Annotated in this window: 17 protein-coding genes and 1 tRNA gene; 6 read left to right on the forward strand and 12 right to left on the reverse strand. The window is 58.8% G+C overall.

Going from position 1 to position 20,286, the window contains the following annotated elements; translation table 11 throughout:
* Positions 1-12 precede the first annotated feature (12 nt).
* The 3 genes from ACVWVQ_RS09915 to hisB form a co-directional block, all read right to left on the reverse strand.
* Positions 13-1,851 (reverse strand): ABC transporter permease, encoded by a 1,839-nt coding sequence (locus ACVWVQ_RS09915; RefSeq protein WP_457467194.1) that lies wholly within the window; start codon positions 1,849-1,851, stop codon positions 13-15.
* Between the two features lie 85 nt (positions 1,852-1,936).
* On the reverse strand, positions 1,937-3,637 hold the full coding sequence (locus tag ACVWVQ_RS09920; RefSeq protein WP_457508246.1) for an alpha/beta hydrolase: 1,701 nt from the start codon (positions 3,635-3,637) through the stop codon (positions 1,937-1,939).
* 2 nt (positions 3,638-3,639) lie between these two features.
* Positions 3,640-4,260, reverse strand: coding sequence for an imidazoleglycerol-phosphate dehydratase HisB (gene hisB / locus ACVWVQ_RS09925; protein ID WP_011432314.1), 621 nt, complete (start codon positions 4,258-4,260; stop codon positions 3,640-3,642).
* Between the two features lie 311 nt (positions 4,261-4,571).
* On the opposite strand from hisB, the gene ACVWVQ_RS09930 reads away from it, so the two are divergent.
* The 5 genes from ACVWVQ_RS09930 (at position 4,572) to ACVWVQ_RS09950 (ending at position 10,582) form a co-directional block, all read left to right on the forward strand.
* The gene (locus ACVWVQ_RS09930; RefSeq protein WP_414357445.1) at positions 4,572-5,987 is read left to right on the forward strand and encodes a RecQ family ATP-dependent DNA helicase; all 1,416 of its coding nucleotides are present in this window, start codon (positions 4,572-4,574) and stop codon (positions 5,985-5,987) included.
* Between the two features lie 118 nt (positions 5,988-6,105).
* Positions 6,106-7,944: a glycoside hydrolase family 3 N-terminal domain-containing protein gene (locus tag ACVWVQ_RS09935; RefSeq protein ID WP_457508249.1), complete on the forward strand. Its 1,839-nt coding sequence runs from the start codon at positions 6,106-6,108 to the stop codon at positions 7,942-7,944.
* A 263-nt stretch (positions 7,945-8,207) separates the two neighbouring features.
* A complete protein-coding gene (locus tag ACVWVQ_RS09940; protein ID WP_049749615.1) occupies positions 8,208-8,537 on the forward strand; it encodes a c-type cytochrome in 330 nt (109 codons plus the stop codon).
* A gap of 9 nt (positions 8,538-8,546) precedes the next feature.
* Complete coding sequence (locus ACVWVQ_RS09945) at positions 8,547-9,218, forward strand: diacylglycerol/polyprenol kinase family protein (protein ID WP_414382045.1); 672 nt, start codon at positions 8,547-8,549, stop codon at positions 9,216-9,218.
* Positions 9,219-9,289: 71 nt separating this feature from the next.
* Positions 9,290-10,582, forward strand: a complete 1,293-nt coding sequence (locus tag ACVWVQ_RS09950) for a Glu/Leu/Phe/Val family dehydrogenase (RefSeq protein WP_457467190.1) — start codon at positions 9,290-9,292, stop codon at positions 10,580-10,582.
* Between the two features lie 93 nt (positions 10,583-10,675).
* Here the strand turns inward: ACVWVQ_RS09950 and ACVWVQ_RS09955 are convergent, their stop codons facing one another.
* A complete protein-coding gene (locus tag ACVWVQ_RS09955; protein ID WP_457508251.1) occupies positions 10,676-10,975 on the reverse strand; it encodes a hypothetical protein in 300 nt (99 codons plus the stop codon).
* A 396-nt stretch (positions 10,976-11,371) separates the two neighbouring features.
* Positions 11,372-11,629 (reverse strand): helix-turn-helix domain-containing protein, encoded by a 258-nt coding sequence (locus ACVWVQ_RS09960; protein WP_041436246.1) that lies wholly within the window; start codon positions 11,627-11,629, stop codon positions 11,372-11,374.
* A gap of 320 nt (positions 11,630-11,949) precedes the next feature.
* On the opposite strand from ACVWVQ_RS09960, the gene ACVWVQ_RS09965 reads away from it, so the two are divergent.
* Entirely contained in the window at positions 11,950-13,059 is a 1,110-nt protein-coding gene (locus ACVWVQ_RS09965) for an RpoD/SigA family RNA polymerase sigma factor (RefSeq protein WP_414357451.1), read from the forward strand.
* 315 nt (positions 13,060-13,374) lie between these two features.
* On the opposite strand, the gene ACVWVQ_RS09970 is transcribed toward ACVWVQ_RS09965, so the two are convergent.
* The 7 genes from ACVWVQ_RS09970 to ACVWVQ_RS10000 all read right to left on the reverse strand — a co-directional run bounded on the left by ACVWVQ_RS09970 (position 13,375) and on the right by ACVWVQ_RS10000 (position 19,960).
* A tRNA-Phe gene (locus ACVWVQ_RS09970) sits at positions 13,375-13,447 on the reverse strand.
* Positions 13,448-13,506: 59 nt separating this feature from the next.
* Positions 13,507-14,160, reverse strand: a complete 654-nt coding sequence (locus ACVWVQ_RS09975) for a Crp/Fnr family transcriptional regulator (RefSeq protein ID WP_414374219.1) — start codon at positions 14,158-14,160, stop codon at positions 13,507-13,509.
* Between the two features lie 317 nt (positions 14,161-14,477).
* Positions 14,478-16,073, reverse strand: coding sequence for a bifunctional aminoglycoside phosphotransferase/ATP-binding protein (locus ACVWVQ_RS09980; RefSeq protein WP_457508253.1), 1,596 nt, complete (start codon positions 16,071-16,073; stop codon positions 14,478-14,480).
* Positions 16,074-16,142: 69 nt separating this feature from the next.
* Entirely contained in the window at positions 16,143-16,712 is a 570-nt protein-coding gene (locus ACVWVQ_RS09985) for a hypothetical protein (protein ID WP_414416116.1), read from the reverse strand.
* 33 nt (positions 16,713-16,745) lie between these two features.
* Positions 16,746-17,747: a zinc-dependent alcohol dehydrogenase family protein gene (locus tag ACVWVQ_RS09990; protein ID WP_457508255.1), complete on the reverse strand. Its 1,002-nt coding sequence runs from the start codon at positions 17,745-17,747 to the stop codon at positions 16,746-16,748.
* A 163-nt stretch (positions 17,748-17,910) separates the two neighbouring features.
* Positions 17,911-18,825, reverse strand: a complete 915-nt coding sequence (locus ACVWVQ_RS09995; RefSeq protein ID WP_414374215.1) for an alpha/beta fold hydrolase — start codon at positions 18,823-18,825, stop codon at positions 17,911-17,913.
* A gap of 184 nt (positions 18,826-19,009) precedes the next feature.
* Positions 19,010-19,960, reverse strand: a complete 951-nt coding sequence (locus tag ACVWVQ_RS10000) for a LysR substrate-binding domain-containing protein (protein WP_457508258.1) — start codon at positions 19,958-19,960, stop codon at positions 19,010-19,012.
* Between the last annotated feature and the right edge of the window lie 326 nt (positions 19,961-20,286).

Consider the following 20,286-nt stretch of genomic DNA (forward strand, 5'->3'; position numbering starts at 1 on the left):
GCTCAGAGGTACTCAAGTTGAGCGTTCATCGCAGTCCATTTCCACCTGGGCTGCCTGCAAGGGATCCGTGAAATAGCCGGGCAACAGGCCACCTGCTGCAATGAACAAGACGATCAAAGCTTGTAGAGCGGTCACCAATTCTCGGCTGATCCCCAATTCCAGATTGAGCCGCAGCCCCCCCGTCAAGAGTACCCCAAACAGCAGTGCTGTGAGGACGATGCCCAGAGGAGAGTTTTGCCCCATCAGGGCCACCGCAATGCCATCAAAACCGACCTGGGCAGGCAAGGATTGCTTGAGGCGGTATTCTTCGAGGCCGGCCCCCAGAACATAGTGGGTTGCAGCCAGCCCCGCCAAGGCGCCGGAGATGGCCATGGCCCAGATTTGCTTTTGGCCCAAGTCCACCCCGGCATATTCTGCCGCTCTGGGAGAAAAGCCCATGGCCCGCAGCTCATAGCCCTCCAAGGTTCCCCACAGATAGACATTCACCACTGCCACCGCCAGCAGCGCAATCAAAAAGGCCCCGTTCAAGCGGATGGCGGCCAACCCTGTGGGCACCTCCACCGGCCAACCGGGCAAGATGCCCCCCAGCAGATATCCCCCCAGCCCTGCCGCCAGGGATCCGATGCATCGTCTTTGCAGGGGCCAGCCTCTGCAGAGCAGGTAAAACCCCACCCCGGCCAACAGGGCCAAGGGCCAAGCCCAAGACAGCGTCCCGGGGCCGGATCCCTGTAGCCCCAGCAACTCCAGCAGCGAGGGCAGCCGCGATTCGGGGCGAATTTCGTAGCTACGGGCTTCTGGGCCGGGGGCCTTGAAGGGCAAAGTGACCGGATAGCCGAAAAAACGGTACTGGTTGGCCGAAATTAAAAACAAGAAGATTGAGGCGGCAATGTAGTTCATCATGATCGTGTTGATGACCTCGTGGGTGCCGAAGCGGGCCTTGAGCCAACCGGGGATCCCACCCCAAAGGGCTCCACCGGCAGCCGCCGCCAAAACCGAGAGGGGCAAAGTCAGCCAACCTGGCCCCGGCAGGTATACCCCCACCAGCATGGTGGCAATGGCTCCCATCGTCAGTTGTCCCGGCGCGCCGATGTTGAACAAGCCCGCGTGAAAGCCAAAGGCCACCGCCAACCCCGTAAAAATCAGAGGAGTGGCCAGCAGCAAACTCTGGAACAACCCGGGCAGATGAGTGATGGGGCTAAACAGCACCTGAAAGGTGTAGGTGATCAAGTCCAGTTTGGTGCTTAGCTTTACAAAAAAAGGCGAATCGGGCGAGGAGCCCAGGCCGGGCCGCAGCAACCCCACCACCACCGCCCCTGCTGCCACCGCCGCCCCCAAGGCAGTCAGGGGGACGATGATCTGCCGCCGCCGCACCAAAAAGGCTTTTCCCCCCGGCAACTGCAGCCGCCCCAGCAGCAACAGCAGCAGGGCATAGGCAAAGCTGGCATAGCTGGCCAAAGAAGGGCTGAACCGCCGCAACGGCAACCGAGTTGGCGGGATCCCTTCCGCCAGGGCCGCCCTGTTCACCGCCCCCACTGCCCCATAAAACCAGAGCAAGCCCAGCCCAAACAGAACTAGACCGCTCACCCCCAAGCTGTACAGCCAGCGGGCCCGCACTTGCCGCTCTTTGATCCCCAGGGCCAGACACGACAACAGCGCCAACAGCACCCAGGCCCAGCTCAACCCTGGGATCCAACCCACCGCCAAAGTATCCGGGATCCCCAACTGCTGCGGGTCGATGAGGCCAAAGGTTCCTGCCAGCACCCCTGTGCCGCCGAACTCCCGCCTCAGCACCCACCAGGGGCAGAGCAAAAACAGCAAAACGGCGCTCAGATTGGTCAGCAACAGCAGCATGGGCAGAGATTCAGCAAAACCAAAGGGAATAATCCGAAAAGATAGCAGCCAGCCCTCTTCTCAGCTCCTCAGCTCAAGACACTTCTCACGGGAAAGTGCTCCGCACCGCCGTCGCGAACGAGGCCAGTTGGATCCGTTCTGGCCTCAAGTCTCGAATCAAAGTGGTGCGTAGAGGTGCTGGGGTCAGGGATTCGGCGTAGGCAGAGTTGAGATAAGTCGAATACTCAGAAAACCCGCCGGAGTCGGATCCCGCCGCCAGGTAGGTTTTGAAAAAAGCAGTGGCCAAGCCCTTGAGCAAGGGGCGAGCTGACTGGGGATCTGGCCCGATCAACTCCTGCGGCACCGGGAAGGCCCCCTGGCCACCCCCACCCAGGAAGGTGAAATGGGTGGATCCCTCCACTATCGCCAAATAGCGCTGCTGGGATCCCAGCCAGGTAAAGGGTTCAATCTGCTCTGCTAGGGCGGGGGTAAAGTAATCTTCGCTGCCCGACATTATCATCACCGGGATCCCCACTTGGCCTAGCCCTTCTGGGCCAAACACCGTGCTGGTGAGGGGGTTGAGGGCAAACACCGCCTGAATGCGCGCATCTGCCAACTGCCCCGCCTGCGCGGCCAGGTTGGAAGCCTGGAACACCTCTATCGCCCGACATTGCAACAACAGAGAAACATTCAGGGTCAGCTCCAAGGAATGGGATGTCTGGCAGTTCTCTTGCAAGCGGGCTGGATTGAGCGCAGCCCCTGCTGCCGCCAACACCGTGTATCCCCCCAAAGACTGGCCGAACAGTCCTGCCGACTTTACATCCAGCCTGCCCCAGCGGCTGGGATCTTGCTGTGCCCTGAGTTCCAGCTCGTCCAACAGCAGAGAAATATCCTGGGGCCGCGCCACCCACTCATAGGGCCCCGGCAAAGAGCCAAACCCTGACAAAAAGCTGCGCACCCGCTCCACATCGGTGCCCGGATGCTCCAACACCGCCACCGCAAACCCCCAAGAAGCCAAATGGCGGGCCAAGTAGGCAAAGGTATTGCGGTCAGAGGCAATGCCGTGGGAGATCACCACCAAGGGGATACGCCCCTTCCCCTCCGGCAGATAGACTTCCACCGACACAGGCGTATCGCGCCAAGGGTTGACCAACTGGAAGCGCTCCAACTCACCCGGCTGCTCGGGGCTAAGGTGAGGTTGAGCTGAGTCTTGGGCTGCCATGCTGAGAGAAGCGCTGGAAGATGCCCACTCAGCTTTCCGCCCGGCCTCTTCTCGCAGCCTTGCGATCACCAGATCCCGCTGGCGGAAGAGTTGACCGGCCTCTCGCACCAAGCGAATGCTCATATCCAGATCGATCTGCAACTTCTCCAGCGGGTAGCGGCGCAACACATTCACCAACGTCAGCCCCTCGGGATCCCCTGCCGCCAGGATCAATGCCGCCCGCAATGCATAAAACTCTGCTTCTCCATCTCCATGCAATACTAGGGTCAACCGCCGCAGCAGATCTTCGCCAATCGCAGAGTAGGTAAACTGGCTGACCGTAACCTGGTCAAGGTCAAAATTACGTGTCAGCAAATCCGCCAAAGCTGCCTGTTGCTCTGGCGTGAGCCGCCGCAGATAAAAATCCAACTGCCGGCTTACCGCGCCATTGTGGGCAAACCGGGCCAGATCCTCCACGGGCAAAGAGAACTCAATCAAAGGCGGCAGAAACACCCCCAAGCGCTCTGCGCTCCACGCCCGGCCCGGCCCAGCCAAAACTGTCGCCAGTCCTAGGCCCAAGGCAAACACCCCCTGCAGCCACCGCACGGCTACAGAACCCCCTTGGAGCTAGGGATCCCTTCTTGTCGGCGGGGATCCCGTTCTACGGCCATGCGCAGGGCGCGGGCAAACGCCTTAAAACTGGCCTCGACAATATGGTGGGCATTGAGGCCGGCAGCCTGGCGAATGTGCAAAGTGAGCTGGGCGTGGTTGACCACCGCCTGATAAAACTCCCGCACCAACTGGGTTTCGTAGCGGCCAATGCGCTCCGTGGGCAGCTCCAGGCCATAGCTGAGGTGAGGACGCCCGGAGAAATCCAGCACCACCTGCACCAAAGCTTCATCCAAAGGTGCCCAAAAATGGCCGAAGCGATGAATGCCACGCCGATCCTGCAGAGCCTGCGCCAGGGCTTGTCCCAGCGTGATGCCCACATCTTCGTTGGTGTGGTGATCGTCGATGTGCAGATCTCCTATGGCCTTGATCTGCAGGTCGATCAGCCCGTGGGTGCTGAGCTGGGCCAGCATGTGATCCAAAAAGGGGATCCCAGTATCGATCTCATGGCGCCCGCTGCCATCCAGGTTCAGATGAATTTGGACATCCGTTTCTCCAGTGCGACGGTGAACAGAGGCCGTTCTGGGCTGGAGCAGGCGCGAGGAGTCGAGGGCAGTCATGGGAAAAGTATCGAAGCAGGCGGGAAGTCCCAGCTCTAGGATCGCACAAGCCCGCCGCCATCGACACCTTCACCCATGCAGCAGGTGAGAATCCCTTCTCTGCCGGGGATCCTGATCCCAGCCCCCTGGACACGGGGATAGGTGTGACAGGGATCCCCTACAGGCAAGCCGGTGGGGCCGATCCTCTGCGCCCTCACCCCTTGGGAGAGGGGAGCTAGCAGGTTCAGCGGGATTTGAAATAGCCTATAAGACAGCTTCTCCCGAAATCGCTGTAGATTGCTGAAGGAAATTGTTGAAAAGGGGGTTGCCGTTTGCAGGATTGGCAGCAAATCCAACAGGCCCTCAAGCAACACTGGGGTTACGAGACGCTGCGCCCACCGCAGGATCAGGTGATCCAGGCTCTGCTGGACAAGCGCGACGCGCTGGTGGTGTTGCCGACGGGGTTTGGCAAATCCCTGTGCTTTCAGCTAGCAGCTCTGCTGCAAAGGGGGGTGATGCTGGTGGTTTCACCCCTAATCGCCCTCATGGAAGACCAAGTTCAGGATCTTTGGAAACGCAAGCTGCCGGCGGCCTGTCTCCACAGCGAACTGGATCCGGCCCTGCGCAAGCGGGTGTTGAAGGCCCTTGAGGAAAACCGACTGCGCCTGCTCTATTTGGGGCCGGAGACTCTATTCAGCCCCCCCGTTTGGCAACGGCTGCAACAGCCTCAGGTGCACATCAACGGCCTGATCGTGGATGAGGCCCATACGTTGGTGCATTGGGGGGGATCCTTCCGGCCCGACTACCGCCGTCTGGGATTGCTGCGCCCGGCTCTGGCCCCGGTGAAGTCCTCCTTTCCCATTGCCGCTTTTACCGCCACGGCTGACCCCCAAACCTGCAGCCGCCTCAGCCAAATCCTAGAGCTGCGGGATCCGGAGTGCATTCGCGCCGATCCCCTGCGGGCCAATATCTCCCTCAATGTCGCGATAGCCTGGAGCCCGGCGCATCGTCGTCGCCGTCTGCTGCGATTCCTGGGGGAAAATCCCGGCTCGGGTCTGGTGTATGTGCGCACCCGGCGGGATGGGGAAGAGCTGGCCGAGTGGCTGGGCCGACAGAACCTAAAAACCGCCACCTACCATGGGGGACTGGAAGCGGGATCCCGCCGTCGGCTGGAACGGGCCTGGCTGCAGGGGGAACTGCGCTTTCTGGTCTGCACCAACGCCTTTGGCATGGGCATCAACAAGCCGGACGTGCGTTGGGTACTGCACTTTCATCCCCCGCCCACCTTGATGGATTATTTGCAAGAGGTGGGACGAGGCGGTCGGGATGGTGGCCCTTGTCGGGCCCTGATGCTGGTCTCGGAGCCGACGGGCATGCTGGATCCCAGCGATCGCCGGCGCCAAGCCTATTTCTATTCCCAGCAGGAGCGCCTTCAGGCCCGAGCACGCCACCTGCTCCAAACCCTACCCCAGCAGGGATCCTACGCCGATCTGCCCCCCGGAGAGGCACGGGTGGCCTTGGGTCTGCTGCAGGAGATGGGCTGTTTGCGGTGGCCGGATCCCTTTCGCTTTCAGGTGTTACACCGCCGTTGGCAGCCTTTAAGACGAGAGGATCCCTGGCGGGGTATAGAGGATCTGATCCACACTCGCGGCTGTCGGTGGCAGGCGATCTTGCCCTATTTTGGCTACCCTGGGGAGCAGCCCGGCCTGCCTTGTGGCACCTGTGACCGTTGTCGGCTTTCTCGTTAGCCCTCAGCAGCCAAGTGCGAGCCACAACCGGCAGGAGTGGTTATCATGATCTGCGTTTTCTGCAAAGGGATCAGAATCTCGCAGCTTTCCCGTTGCTGACGACCTTCCGGCTGTGCCCATGAGTGTTTCCGGATCTCCGCTCGAGGAACTGGATCGACCCTTATCCCTAGCTCGGCAGGTAGCCCAACTGTTGGTGGTGCCGGTCTCGGCCCGTCTGGGATCCCCAGCCTGCTGTCGAGACACCCTCAAGCGACTGATCCAGGAAGTGGGGATCGGGGGCATCTGGATCACCGAAGGACACGTAGCAGAAGCCCTGTTGCGGGTGGAAGAGGTGCAGGCATGGGCTGCTCTGCCCCTTTTGGTGGCAGCAGAGGCCGGTCGTGGGCTGGCCCTACAGGGGGCTACCTCTTTTCCCCATCCCCTGGGGTTGAGCCGTCTGGGATCAGAGGCAGAACGCTGGGCCGAGCAGTGGGGGCGGATCACGGCGCGGGAGGCGGCGGCCATCGGCATCAATTGGTTGCTCAACCCGGTGGCAGAGCCGCTGGGGGAAGGGGCGCTGGCGGAGGATCCCCTATCTGCTTTGCAACTGGCGCGAGCTTTCGTGCGCGGATGTGAGCAAGCGGTTCCAGAAGGGATCCTAACCACAGCAAGCTCTTTTCCGGGCAAAGGCTGGAGGGATCCGGTTCAGGCCGGACTGAAGCCATCCCCAAAGACAACAGACACCCCCTGGTGCCCCCGATCAACCCTGACCCTAGCCCAGCTCCAAGAGGGACCTTGGCTGCCTTTTCGAGGTTTGGTGGAGCAGGTGGGGGCGATCTTGGTTTCCCACGTGGTGCTGCCGGAGTGGGATGAGCGCTGGCCTATCACCCTGCTGCCGGGGCGGCTGACCCAACTGCTGCGCCAGGAATGGGGGTTTGGCGGGCTTATTGTTGTGGACAGCCTCGATCAAGGCTGCTTGGCAGAGCTGGCCAATGCTAACGGGCCCAACTCATTGGCCGTGCGGGCTTTCCAGGCCGGTGCCGACCTAATTTTGGCCCCCCCCGATCCGATGGCATCCTTGGCAGCCGTTTTGGAAGCGGTGCAACAGGGATCCCTCAGCACAGACCAGCTTGCCCAGTCGGTGACGCGGGTGCTGCGGGCCAAACAGCGACTCCTACCCGCCGCCTCAGCTCTCCTCCAACAGGTGTGGCCGGCCCTGGCAGAAACCGACTTCAGCGCCCTTGGCGGATGGATGGGAGCCAAGGATCCCACAGATCCAGCCCTCAACCGTGGCTCTCCCGCCGAGCAACTGAAGCCTTTGCTGCTGGGGGATCCCATCTCCAAGGACAAGGACTCCGTTCCGCGGACGCGAACGGCGTTGGGAAAGTTGTTCAACAGGCGCTCCCACCTGACCTCTGCTCTGCACAGAGCCGCACAGCTGGGATCCCTCTTGGCCGAGAAGGATATTGCCCCCTGTCAAGCGGCTATGGCCCGCGGTGGCGTGGAAGGAGGCCGGCCCCTCAGCCCGCCCGCAGAGCCCGGATGGTTGAACTGGATCTGGCAGGATCCCCCCTTGGGTGCTGCCGATGTGCAGTTGCAATCTCCCGCCCTGCATGTTCCGGCTGCCCTGGGCATGCTTCCTGTGCTCAGCGATGCCCTTACCCCCCTGCCTTGGTTGGAAGCCGCTCTAGACAACGCCCCAGGGTTGATTTTCCAAGGTTTCCTTCGGGATCCCTTGCCCAACTATGTGCTGGATTGGCTGCAACAGCATCGGGAGCGGGTGGCAGCGGTCGTCATTTATGGTAATTTATCTCTCTACCGCCGCCTGCAGGCGCACTTTCCATGGGCCAATGCCATCCACAGCCTCAACCGGGATCCCTGGGCCCAAGCGGAGGTGATGGAGCGGCTCTTTCCCAACCGTCCCCCCTCAGAGGGATCAAAGTCTCACGTGGCCCAGCCAACCATTAAGAAAAAGTAAATACCTTTACAGATTATTGGCAGGGAAAGGCTCCTGAGTTATCGTGTTGGTTGAAATGTAAAAGATTGAAACGGTTTCTCTCAGCGTTGTCTGTGCCTCCCTCCCTCTCAGACACTCCTCAATCCTGCAGCAGCCAGTCGTCAACTGGCAGTTGGGTTGAGTTTGAGCAAAAGCGACTTCAACCTCCATCCCAACGACGTTTACAACCCTTCCTCAAATCCTTGCAGCAGTTCTTTACAAGTGTCTGGTCTCAAAAAACTCGGCTGGGTCTTGCCCTCCTCGGCCTAGGGCTGGCGATATTGACCTGGGCTTGGCTAAGTGCTGAGGCTCGTCTGGATCCCTACACGGAAGCCGTCCTCAGCTTACAGGGGCAGGTTAGCCATGGTGCATCCTTGTTTGCCCTCAACTGTGCAGCCTGCCACGGAGAAGAAGCGGATGGGCGAGTGGGGCCCAGTCTGCGGGGGGTGAGCAGCCGCCGCTCGGATCGGTTTATTATTCAGCAGGTGACCGGTGGCAAAACGCCTCCCATGCCCCAGTTCCAGCCGGATCCTCAGGAGATGGCGGATTTGCTCAGCTACTTGAAAACCCTCTGAGGCCGTTTCATGGGCCTGGCCCAGCAGCTTGCTTGCTATGCTCTCTGGCTGGCCGCCGTATTTGCTTTTGCGGAATGGCTGCGCTCCCGGCAGGTGGACGGGGAATGGGTGCGCAAGGCCATTCACATTGGTGTGGGCAATATCATTTTGTTGGCTTGGGCTTTGCAAGTGCCTCGCTGGCTAGGGGTGGGATTCTCTCTGGTGTTTGCCGGCTTGGCGCTGCTCTCCTACCGGGTGGCCATCTTGCCCAGCTTGAATGGAGTCGGTCGCCGCAGCTTTGGCACCTGTTTCTACGCCATCAGCATTGGCCTGCTGCTGTTTTGGTTTTGGCGGCCACAGCGACAGGTTTTCGCGGTGATCGGCATATTGGTGATGACGTGGGCCGACGCCTTGGCAGGGTTGGTGGGCAAAACTTGGGGCAAACACCCCTACCAACTGGGATCCATTCAAAAAAGCTGGGAGGGATCCCTGACCATGTGGGCGGTGAGCAGCTTGGTGATCGCGGCTCTGCTGCTGGGGTACTTTGGCTTCTCTCTCCCTTTGCTCGGAGTGAGCCTTTTGGTGGGAGGGATGGCTATGGGACTGGAGGTGTTCTCTTGGTGGGGGTTGGATAACCTGACCGTGCCCCTGGCCAGTGCCGGCCTCTGTTTCGTCTTGATCCAGATTCTCAATTATTTGTAACGCTTGCTACGGAACGTTCCTCTCCGGTTCCCGGCGGTATAGTGTGGAAACAGCCCTTGCTTCTCTTCGCCATGGCTGCAAGTCCTGCGCTGGCCTCTTCTGCCCCTCCCTCTCCCGCCCATATCTGTCCCCTTGCCCAGGCCTGCAGCTACCTAGATTGGGCAGCTGGCGAGCTGAAACTGGATCCCGGCTGGGTGGCGATCCTCAGCACCCCCCGTAAAGTGGTGACGGTGGCGATCCCCGTGCGGCTGGATAACGGACAAATCCAAGTGCTGGCGGGCCATCGGGTGCAGCATTGCAACGTTCTCGGCCCCTACAAAGGGGGGATCCGCTACCACCCAGCGGTCACCCTTGAAGAGGTCTCGGCCTTAGCGATGCTCATGACCTGGAAATGCGCCCTTATGGGCATTCCCTACGGTGGGGCCAAAGGGGGGATCCCTATCGATCCGAGGCGTTATTCGGTCTCGGAGCTGGAGCGCATTACCCGCCGTTATACCAGCGAGCTGATCAAGGATATCGGCCCTGCAGAGGACATTCCCGCTCCAGACATGGGAACTTCCGCCCGCGAGATGGCCTGGGTGATGGATACCTATTCCATGAATGTTGGGCATGCGGTGCCGGGAGTGGTGACGGGCAAACCTCTCTCGATTGGGGGATCCCGAGGGCGAGAACTGGCCACCGGACGGGGGGTGATGATCACGGTACGGGAAGCCTTGGCCCGACATGGTGGATCCCTGGCAGGGGCAACGGTGTTGATCCAAGGCTTTGGCAATGTGGGCGGGGCAGCGGCCAGCTTGCTGCATCAGGCAGGAGCCAAAATTGTGGCGGTTTCCGGCAGTTCTGGGGGCCTTTATAACCCCAAAGGACTGGATATCCCCGCCCTCAAAGCCCACATGAAGGAACAGGGAGGCCGCATGGCGGGCTTTCCGCAAGCTGAGCCCATTAGCAATGCCGACCTGCTGGTGCAAAAAGCGGATGTGTTGATCCCTGCCGCTCTAGAGAACCAAATTACCGAAGCCAATGCCCACCAAATTCAAGCCCGGATCGTGGCAGAAGCTGCCAACGGGCCAACTACCCTTGCCGCCGACCGGATTTTGGAATCGCGAGGGATCCAGGTATTGCCGGATATCCTAACCAATGCCGGTGGAGTGGTGGTGAGCTATCTGGAGTGGGTGCAGGGACTCTCTTACGTCTTCTGGGATGAAGAGCGAGTTTATCAAGAAATGGAAGGTCTGATGGTACGTGCCTTTGAACGGGTGGTGCAAGAGGCAGAACGGCGGCAAGTGTCGCTGCGACTGGCTGCCTACACCCTAGGGGTAGGCCGAGTGGCCCAAGCCCTACAGGATCGCGGCCTTTACCCGTAGACGCTCCCCCACCTGGAGACCGGGAACTCTTGGCTCAACAAGCCCACTTGCCAGGGTTCGGCTGCCCAAACTCTGCTGGAGGTAGTCCTTTTCTCAAGCCCGACGGCGTTCTTGCTCTTCCTGCTGCTGCCATTGCTTGAGCAGCTCTTTTGCCGCCTGTGGGGTAAAGTAGTCCAGCTCCATCAGCTTACGGTAGGTCAGAATTTGTCGCATCTCCAGGGGCATATCTGCTTTTTGGTAGAAGTAGCGAATGCGATTGATGTTTTGCTCCATTTCTGTAAACTCTTGCTCCCGCTTGATCTGCCTTTCCTGCTTGAGCACCTCATGGGGAGCGGATAGGCGGCTGTAGTTAGGGATCCGTTGCGTGCCTGTGGTTTTGCTCGCAGCAGGCACACGGTGGCCTCCGGTTTGTCGGTTGTTGGCCTTGTTGGAATTGAAGAAGAAAGAGAGCATCGGCAAACCTTACACAAACAGATAGACGGCCAGATAGACGGCGGCAGCTTAACGCCAAGTCAACAATATCAAGTTTAGGTGAAGAAGCCCGTGATCCCGATCCTTCTTGGAAAAACCCGTACTTCCGGCGCGGCGCTGTATCTCTCTGCTTTTCCCACCCCCGCGGATGGTCAAGGAAAAGCTGGGGTTTGGCCTCAAGCCAATCTATTCATGAGTCCAGCCTACCGTGTTTACACGGAAAATGACTGAGATCACGTCCGAGAGTACAAGGTATTTAAGTATCTTCACGTCCTTTTGTTCGGGATCCCTGTATCGGATGTACTTTCCCGCAGGCCGCTACAGGTGGGATTCATCTCCGCTCAGCAGCCAAGTGACCGATACCCCCAACGCCTTGGCAAAGGCCACCAGTTCTTTGTCAATGACGCGCCGTTTTCCCTTTTCCACCTGGCCAATTTTGACGTAGTCCAACTGCACACCGTACTTGGCCAAGCGACCCGCCAGTTGATCTTGGGTGAGTTGCAGCTTCTCCCGTACCCAGCGCACCCGTTCCCCAATCAAGTTGGCCGATGGATGGTGCCGGTCGTTAGACTCCATAGGAGCAGAAAGCCGTAAATATTCTTTTCCAGACTGAGGAAGTTGAGGGATCCTCACATGGTAGCCTGAGCTGGCAAGGTTCCCTTTTCCTGGGATCCCACCCGGCAGCCGTTGAGCTGACTGGCTCAGGAACAATCTTATCTCAAGGTCTAGATCGAAAATCGCTTACCGCTTTTTGCCGGGCAACCCCTTGCCTACAAGGACTTGACGGATGGGATCCCTGCTGTTCCCGCATCTAAACGGAAAAATCTCCGGACAAAAAAGAGGGTCATGATCGATTTTCGCTCGCAGCAGCAGCAGAAACCTTTTTAGACTGGGAGATGAAGTTCTCTCCTCACCTGGCCGTGGTTTTTTCTCGTCCTCATCCTGAACACTCTGCCTCTTCGCCTCAGGAGTTTGACGATCTCTGGTTCGACCCTGAGTCTGCCCCCCAAGATGCTCTTGCAGAAGTTGATCCAGAGCCGGTTGCCGGCGGATCCCGGTTGAACGAGGACGCTGTCGATCACTACCTGAATACCATCGGTCGCGTGCCCCGCATCGATCACGCTGAGGAAATCGAGCTGTCGCGCAAAATTCAGCAAAAGCTCCTCATCGATCAAGCCCGGCAGGAATGGCGGCAACAGCGGGGGGAGGATCCCAGTGACGAGGCTTTGGCCGAGGCCCTGCAGATTTCCGTATCCACCCTACGCTCCCGCATCCGACAAGGGGAGCAAGCTCAACGCAAGCTGATCAACGCCAACCTGCGCCTGGTGGTCAGCGTTGCCAAGAAATACCTCAATCGGGGGGTGCCGTTTTTGGATCTGATCCAAGAGGGCAATATCGGGTTGATCCGGGCCACCGAAAAATTCAATGCGGAGCGGGGGTTTCGCTTCAGCACCTATGCTCATTGGTGGATTCGCCAAGGCATTACCCGTTGCATTGCCAATCAAGCACGGACGATTCGCCTGCCGGTACACATGGTCGACAAAGTGCGCCTGCTCAAGCGCACCAACCGCGAGCTGATGAAGCTACAGGGTCGGCGGCCCACCGAAGTGGAGCTGGCAGAAGCCCTGGGCATTAAAGTCAAGAAACTGCGCATGATCCAGCAGGCTGCTGCTTTGCCCCTGTCGCTGGATGTGCCGGTCGGCCAAGAAGGAGAAAGCCGCCTTGGAGATTTGCTGCAAGATGAGCGGCAAGAGCAGCCCTTTCAAGGGATCCTCGTGCAATCCATGCAGCAGGATGTGCGTTCTGCCATGCAAACCCTCAAGCCGATTGAGAGGCAGGTGCTGGAGTTGCGCTATGGGTTAGATGGGCAACAGGCAAGAACCCTGCGGGAGGTGGGGGATCACTTCAACCTGACGCGGGAGCGGATTCGTCAGATCGAGCGAGATGCCCTGCGCAAATTGCGGGTGGGCTATTCTTCGCGGGCTTTGGCTCAGTACATTCGCTAGTGGCTACAGGCCTGGCAGACCGATTTCCGGGCCAGCTTCTGCCCAGGGATAGCCTTTTTTCAATCTTCTTGGGTTGAACACCATAGCCCCTTGCAGCGGCGATGATAAGGATCCCTTATCCCCACGGCCAGATCTGGTCAAGACGACTTTAGCGGGCAACTTCTCTGGCTGTTAACTCGGACGATCTGCTTTCTCCAGTGTTAAGGCACGATACTGCCAGCGCCTTGGCCTTTGTGCATTTCTGCCCTTGATCACCGGCATAGTAAAAAGGCTCAGGTCGTTGACCCAAGCCCGCCTCAGCATACTCATACCAGATGCCAGGAACCAGACTTGAACTGGTGACACGAGGATTTTCAGTCCTCTGCTCTACCAACTGAGCTATCCCGGCTCTGGATCTACTATCTTACGATGCCGAGAGGGCTTTCGACAACTGGTGGCGCCCCCAATTTAGCCAATCAATTTCTCCAAAGCCTCCATCTGGGGGATGCAGAGAACATCTCGAGTGCGATCCCGGCGGATCAGCTCCTCTTGCTCCAGCTTAGACAGAACGCGAGTGACCGTTTCCCGAGCCAGGCCACTGAGGCTGCTCAGCTCCCGATGGGGCAAGTTGGGGATCTCTACACCACTCCGGCTAACCCGGCCACGAGATTCGGCCAAGAACAGCAGGATATCGGCAACACGGGCCGTACTGCTGGCCTCGCGCAACTGCAGACGACGGTTGATCTGCCGCAAGCGGCGCGACATGAGCTGAGCAAGGCGGATGCTGGCCTGAGGATCAGAAGCCAAAAAAGCCAGAAAGTGCTGGGCCGACAGACAACCGACTTTGGTGGCGGTTAGAGCTACAACGTCGGTAGAGCGAGGTGCTTCATCCAAAGCAGCCATTTCCCCGAAGATTTCTCCTGGGCCAAGAATGGTGAGGGTGATCTCCCGGCCTTCGAGATCATGGGTGCGAATCTTGACCCACCCTTCCAGGATGAAATAAACGGCGTTACCCCAGTCATTTTGTAACAAGATGGCCTGGTTGACCGGGTGGGAGCGCAACGACATTTGCCCGGCCAGAGGCTCTAGCCTCTCAGGAGGAAAGCCCTCAAACAGGAGCATCAGGCGTAGGTCATCTGGAGTTACATCGCTCACCGTGGGATCCTCCTGCACGTGGTCAGTTCTGGTCGAGTGGGATGGGAAAAGGGTGGGCCTGCACAGACACGTCAACATGCCCCTCAGCCTACCGTCTCTCTCAGGTCTATGGCCCGCCGAGGCGAACTGCGTACCAATAGGACAGAGCTTTAGACCCAATTTTGACCTCTACTTTGGAAAGGGATCCCTGCCCAAAAAAGCTGCTGCCATTCTCTAACCCAGAAACGGCAAAATCCATCTTGCTGATGTTAATTCTCTCGACTTTGTGCAGTTTGAGTCGAGATCTAGACCTGCTGAAGTTGAGATTGCCAATCTTGGCTGGTATCCAAAACCTTTAAAAAAGGCCGTTCCGACTCGGAAAAATCCTGCCAGTGGGCCTGCTGTTGGGAGAGCATCTCGGCGGTGGCATCGGCAATGTCGGCAGAGGGCTGCTGATCCCCATCGATGCAGCCGGCTGGGGCCAAGAGGGGCTGAGGAGCTGAGCTACGGCGTTGTAGGCGCTCCCGCAAAACAGGTTCAGGGGCGTAGCAGTGGAGAATGTGCAGCGGGATCCCTTGGCGTTGGGCCTGCTCAATGGCCATCCCCCGCAGCGCCTGCCGGTCGAACTTGGCATCCAGAATCACGGTGTAGCCTTCCTGGGCCAGCTCCACTCCCAACTGCACCAAGCGGCGGTAGGTTTTATCGGTCATCTCCGGGGTGTAAACCTCCGGCCCCCCCCGTTGCCGCAGAGGGATCCCGGCCAAATGCTTGCGCACCGCATCGGAGCGAATGTGAATGGCCCCCCGCTGACGGGCCAAGTGACGGGCCACCGTGCTTTTGCCGGATCCCGACAATCCTGACATCAGGAACAATTGCCCCTGCTTGGGGAGGGTGTATTCCCAGGCAAGACGGTAATAGCGGGCGGCGGTACTGAAGGCCGTGGCCTTAGCTTCCTCTGTTGCCGTGGGATCCTCCAGCAAAAAAGAGGCGACCTTGGCCCGCACGTAGGCCTGCCGATTGAGGTAAATAGGCAAGATCTTCAGCCCTTCCCAATCTCCGGTTTCTTCCAGGTAAGTGTTCAAATAGACGTTTCCCAGATCGGGGCGATGGCGGGCATCCAGATCCATCACCCCATAGGATACGTCGTACATGACATCCACAAAGCGGAAGGCTTCGTTGAACTCGATGCAATCAAAAAGCAGGATCTTCCCTTCCCAAAAACAGATGTTGCCCAGGTGTAAATCTCCGTGGCATTCGCGAATGCGGTTTTGTTCTATTCTTTGTTGAAACAGCTCCTGCTGCTCGGCAAAAAAGCGATCGGTGTAGGCTTGGGTTTCTCGATATTGCTGAGCCGTTTGCGGGCCGCCGATGTAGCGCTGGGTTTGGGCGTAATTCTCGTCGAAGGCTTCTTGCACCCGTTCTGGCCGGCCAAAGCTGCGGATGTAATCGTTGGTCTCGGTTTGGGCGTGAAACCTCGCCACCACCCGCCCCAGCTCCTCCATCAAGGCCGGCGTTAGCTCTCCCCGCTCAAACAGGTTGCTGAACAGTTGCTCTTGGGGAAATTGCCGCATTTGCAGAGCGTATTCTATGGGCTCGCCGCTGCTGTTGAACTGAAATCGGCCATCGGTCTGGACAATGGGCAAAACTTGCAGATAGAGGCCGGGAGCGCCGCGCTGGTTCATGCGCAACTCTTCTTGGCAAAAGTGGCGTCGCTTCTCCAGAGTGGTGAAGTTCAAAAAGCCAAAGTCCAAAGGCTTTTTCACTTTATAGGCATAGTCCCCTGTCAGCAGAATATAGGAAATGTGGGTTTGAACAAGCTGCACGGGATCCCGTACCGGATGAGGGTAGAAGGCGGGATCCAGCATCGCTTGAATCAAGGGGGGCAGGTGGGCATCGACCATGAAAGGCAACAGAGATGGAAAAAATGTTTGGACGGGGATCCCTACCTTCTGCCAACAGAGCAGACTCTCCTATTCCCCAAAGGGCAAGGCGGCTTCTTGGGGGGAAAGACGGATGAGGCTGATCCCCTGCTGAATTAGCGTATCTTGAGCAGCACCGGAAAGAGCGTAGGGCCAGACCAGATATTTGGTGTTGATGTAGTCTTGTCCGCGCTTGGCCAGGTTTACCTGTTCCGAGAGCATGCGCACGTCTGGCCCGCGGCTGATAGTGGCTTCGGCCCGGCGAATGCGCTGCATCAGTTGGCTGAACAGCTCTTGGGGCTGCTGCACAAACACCACAATGGCCAAGTCACAGGGGTTGTAATAGTTGCCGATGCCGCAGAGGAGCAGGGCTTCGCTGGAGAGAACAAGGGTTTCTTGGTCTCCCAAGGCCACCACCGGATACAGAAAGGTGCGCACATCCTCCAGTTGCCAGTGGTTAAAAGAGTGGCTATCTACCTCCCCCCGCACCCAAGAAGAGATGGCAGGAAAAACTGCTTCGCTCAACAGTCGATAGGCCGTCTGGGGTCGCCCTAGCCAGCAGAGGGCATTTTCGTAGAAGCTCTCGTTCTCCAGCAGGTGGGGGGTGAGAGGAGCAACCATGGGCAGATCCTCAACGGGCTTTCTCCAGCATGCCTACTCGGGGATGGTTAAGGCAATTTTGCCCAGAACGGATCCCTGCTCCAGCAACCGGTGGGCGGCAGCCGCTTCGCCCAGAGGAAAGGTGTGGGTGAGCTGGATTCGCAGTTGGCCTTGGTCGATGAGGCGGGCACATTGCCTGAGGATTTCCGCCTGATTTTGCTGGGCGTTGATGAGGTTTTTCAGCATCGGGGTGAGCATCAGCTCAAATCCCACCCGCAGGTTGCGGTCGCGGGCCACCCGCCAGTCCGTCTCCGGAGCCGGAGCCAGCAGGGTGACGATATCTCCGTACACGCGCACTGCAGGAAAGGTCTGCTCCAACACCGCGCCGCCCAAGGTATCCAGGGCAAGATCCACCCCCTCCCCCCCTGTCCAGTCCAAAACGGCGCGCACAAAGTCTGTCTGCCGGTAGAAGATGGGCAAGCTGGCGCCTAGGGAATGGACAAACTCTGCCTTTTCCGGGGTGCTCACGGTGGTGGCCACTTTGGATCCCCGCAGACGGGCCAGTTGGATGGCCACATGGCCAACTCCACCCGCTCCCCCGTGGATGAGCACACTTTGGCCGGCCTGGAGACGTCCCCGGTCGTACAGCGCTTCCCAGGCGGTGATCAGCACCAGCGGGGCAGCGGCAGCTTCTGCAAAGCTCAGAGTTCTGGGCTTGGGGGCCACAAAACGCTCGTCCACCACGATCAGCTCAGCGTAATTCCCCGCCTGCTTGCCCAGACCCCCGTGGCAGAAGTACACCTCGTCTCCCACCGCAAAGTGCCTAACTCCGGATCCCACAGCTTCCACAATGCCGGCACCGTCACACCCCAAAATGGCCGGCATCTCTTCTGGATAAAAGGTGCCCCGTCGCCGCAGCTTGGTGTCGATGGGGTTGACGCCGGCTGCTCTCAGGCGGATGCGCAGCTCCCGCTCACCGCGAATCTGAGGTTCAGGTACTTCTCGAAGCTGCAGAACCTCTGGCCCGCCGGGCACACTCATGACTACGGCTTTCATGCGCTCAAGTTGATCAGTTCCAGTTGGATTGAACCGCTCAAAGGATGCAAGGTAGAGTTTGTTCCAGTGGTGAGGAGATTGGCGGTGTTGCTTTGCAACACTGCGGAGTCTTGCAGACGCTCTCCGTCCATTCTAGAGTCAGGCGTTACGCTACACCCCCAGCTCAAAGCCCCCATTGGGCGGAAAGGGCTGTGTCGAGAAATTCCCGAATTAGGGGCAGCACTTGTTCCCCATGCAAGGCAGGGATGGCGTGGCTGGCGCCGGGCAAGATCTTGAGCTGAGCCCCAGGGATCCCTTCTGCGTAGGTTTGGCAGTGCCAGAGGGGAATGGTGTCGTCCTGTTCGGCGGCGATCACCAGTGTGGGGGCCTGAATGTGTTGGAGATAACGTTCAACCGTATCGACGGCAGCTTGCGGGCGCAGACGTTGTCGAAGAAATTGCCGAGCGACTGGCTGTTGGCGCAGGGATCCGCGCAACCACAAGAGCTGGGCCAGTTGGTCTTCCCAATGCCACCAGCGGGCCAAGGGGGTGATCGCCCGCAGCAACCAATCTACCCAAGCGCTTTCCCAAAGCAAGGGCCGCAAATGGTTGTAGCGTCTCACAAAGCCGTCGTCGCGGATCCCGGCAGGAGCCAACAAGACCAATCCCCTCAGCGGATACCGTACTGCATAGGCCGCTGCCACCCATCCCCCAAAGGAATGGCCCACCAAAACCGGAGCAGGTAGGCCCAGCGTTTGGACAAATCCGCGCACAAACTCCACTTCTGCAGCGATGTCGTAGCGCAAAGCCGGTTGGCCAGACTGCCCGAACCCCAGCAAATCTAAGGCAATGCAGCGATACTCGTCTCCCAGCTCTTGCATCAGCGGCCACCAGTTGGCGTGAGTGGCCATAAAGCCATGCAGAAACAGCAGTGGGATCCCCTTTCCCCACTCTCGATAGGCAGCCCAACAGGACTCTGCCCCTGCGATGCTCAGCCCTTTCAATTCCACCCTGTGCAGCGGGATCCCTTGAACGCGGGCTTGTAACTCTGCCAAGCGCTGCGCCAAAGGCAGCCGTTCCAACAGCGTTTGCCTGGTCATCGGCTTGGGGTCAGTAGACACAGACAGATTCAGCAGATGCAGTTTCTTCCGGAGCAGCATTGGCTACAGCGAATGCACCTATACGGAAATATCTCTCGTATCTCTTTGAACAGGGATCCTGCTCAATCCACCGGAATCTACCTGGGATCCCATCAACTCGGAAAAGGCCGTAACGCATCGCAACTTAGCCGATCAACTGCAAATGGGGCGGGGGAGTTTTCAGCCAGTCTTGGCGGGTCAGCAGCCCCTGGAGAAAACGGGTGGCCGCCTGCGATTGATAGCGCTCTGGGTTAAAAGCCAGCCAGAGGGTACGCCGTATCTGCAGCCCTTCCACCACCAGCTTTTGGAACCGTCCCTGTTCCACATCGGATCCCACTGCCACCATGGACAGAAAGGCCACCCCCAACCCCGCCTGGACGGCATTTTTGATCGCCTCAATCGAGCTGAGCTCCAGCCGCACATTCAATTGGGCAGGGTTGATGCCGTGGCGATTCAGTACCCGATCGATGGTTTGCCGGGTGGACGACTGGGGATCCAAGGTGATGAAGGGCAAAGCCAGCAGATCCACAAGCGCAGGAGAGTCGATGGCACAGCCGGGGGCACCGACCAACACATATTCATCTTCCGCCAGAGCCATCACCTTCAAGTGCCGCTGCAGCTCAAAGGGGATCTCCCCGCCAACAATGGCCACGTCCAATTGGCCGTCCACCAATTTCTGGGCAATTCGCCGCGTGGATTGCACCAAGAGCTGTACGGAAATTTGTGGATAGCGGCGGTGATATTGGGCGATCAAAGAAGGCATGACATAGGTGCCCACCGTTTGGCTGGCCCCCAGAACCAGATGCCCCCCCTCCATTTTCTGCAAATCCGCTAGGGCCTCGACGGCCTCACGGCACAGCTTGAGGATGCGCTCGCTGTACTGCAGCAGTACTTTCCCGGCATCCGTCAGCTCCACCTTGCGCCCACTGCGGTCGAACAGCACCACCCCCAACTGTCGCTCCAAGTTCTGCACTTGCAAGCTGACGGCAGGCTGGGAGACAAACAGGCTATCGGCAGCACGGCGAAAACTACCCTGCTGGGCAATTGCCCGCACGATGAGGAGCTGATCTAGAGTAAACGGCAACTCATCCGCCATAGGGAACTCCAAACCCCACAGTGGGATCCCTTACGTTTCCCTGAAAAGCTGAGCAGCCCGCGTTTGGAAACCCACACGAGATCATCATAAACAAGCGAGAAATCCCAAGAGAGCAGCTCAACCCTTTCCCGGCAGCTCGGCTCTGGGGGGTGACCAGCCAAGAGTGGAGAGGAGAGCTCAGAATCTTCGGGCTGTTTCTCTGCCATTCGGAGCAGCTATGCCCACAATACCTACCTGATACATTTACGCTGAACACTGCTGAACATCACTGTTCAACTATGCAGCGATAGCATTCTGTTTGTTTCCATTCGCGTTAGCGGGACGGA

The organism is Thermostichus sp. MS-CIW-36 (assembly GCF_054059035.1).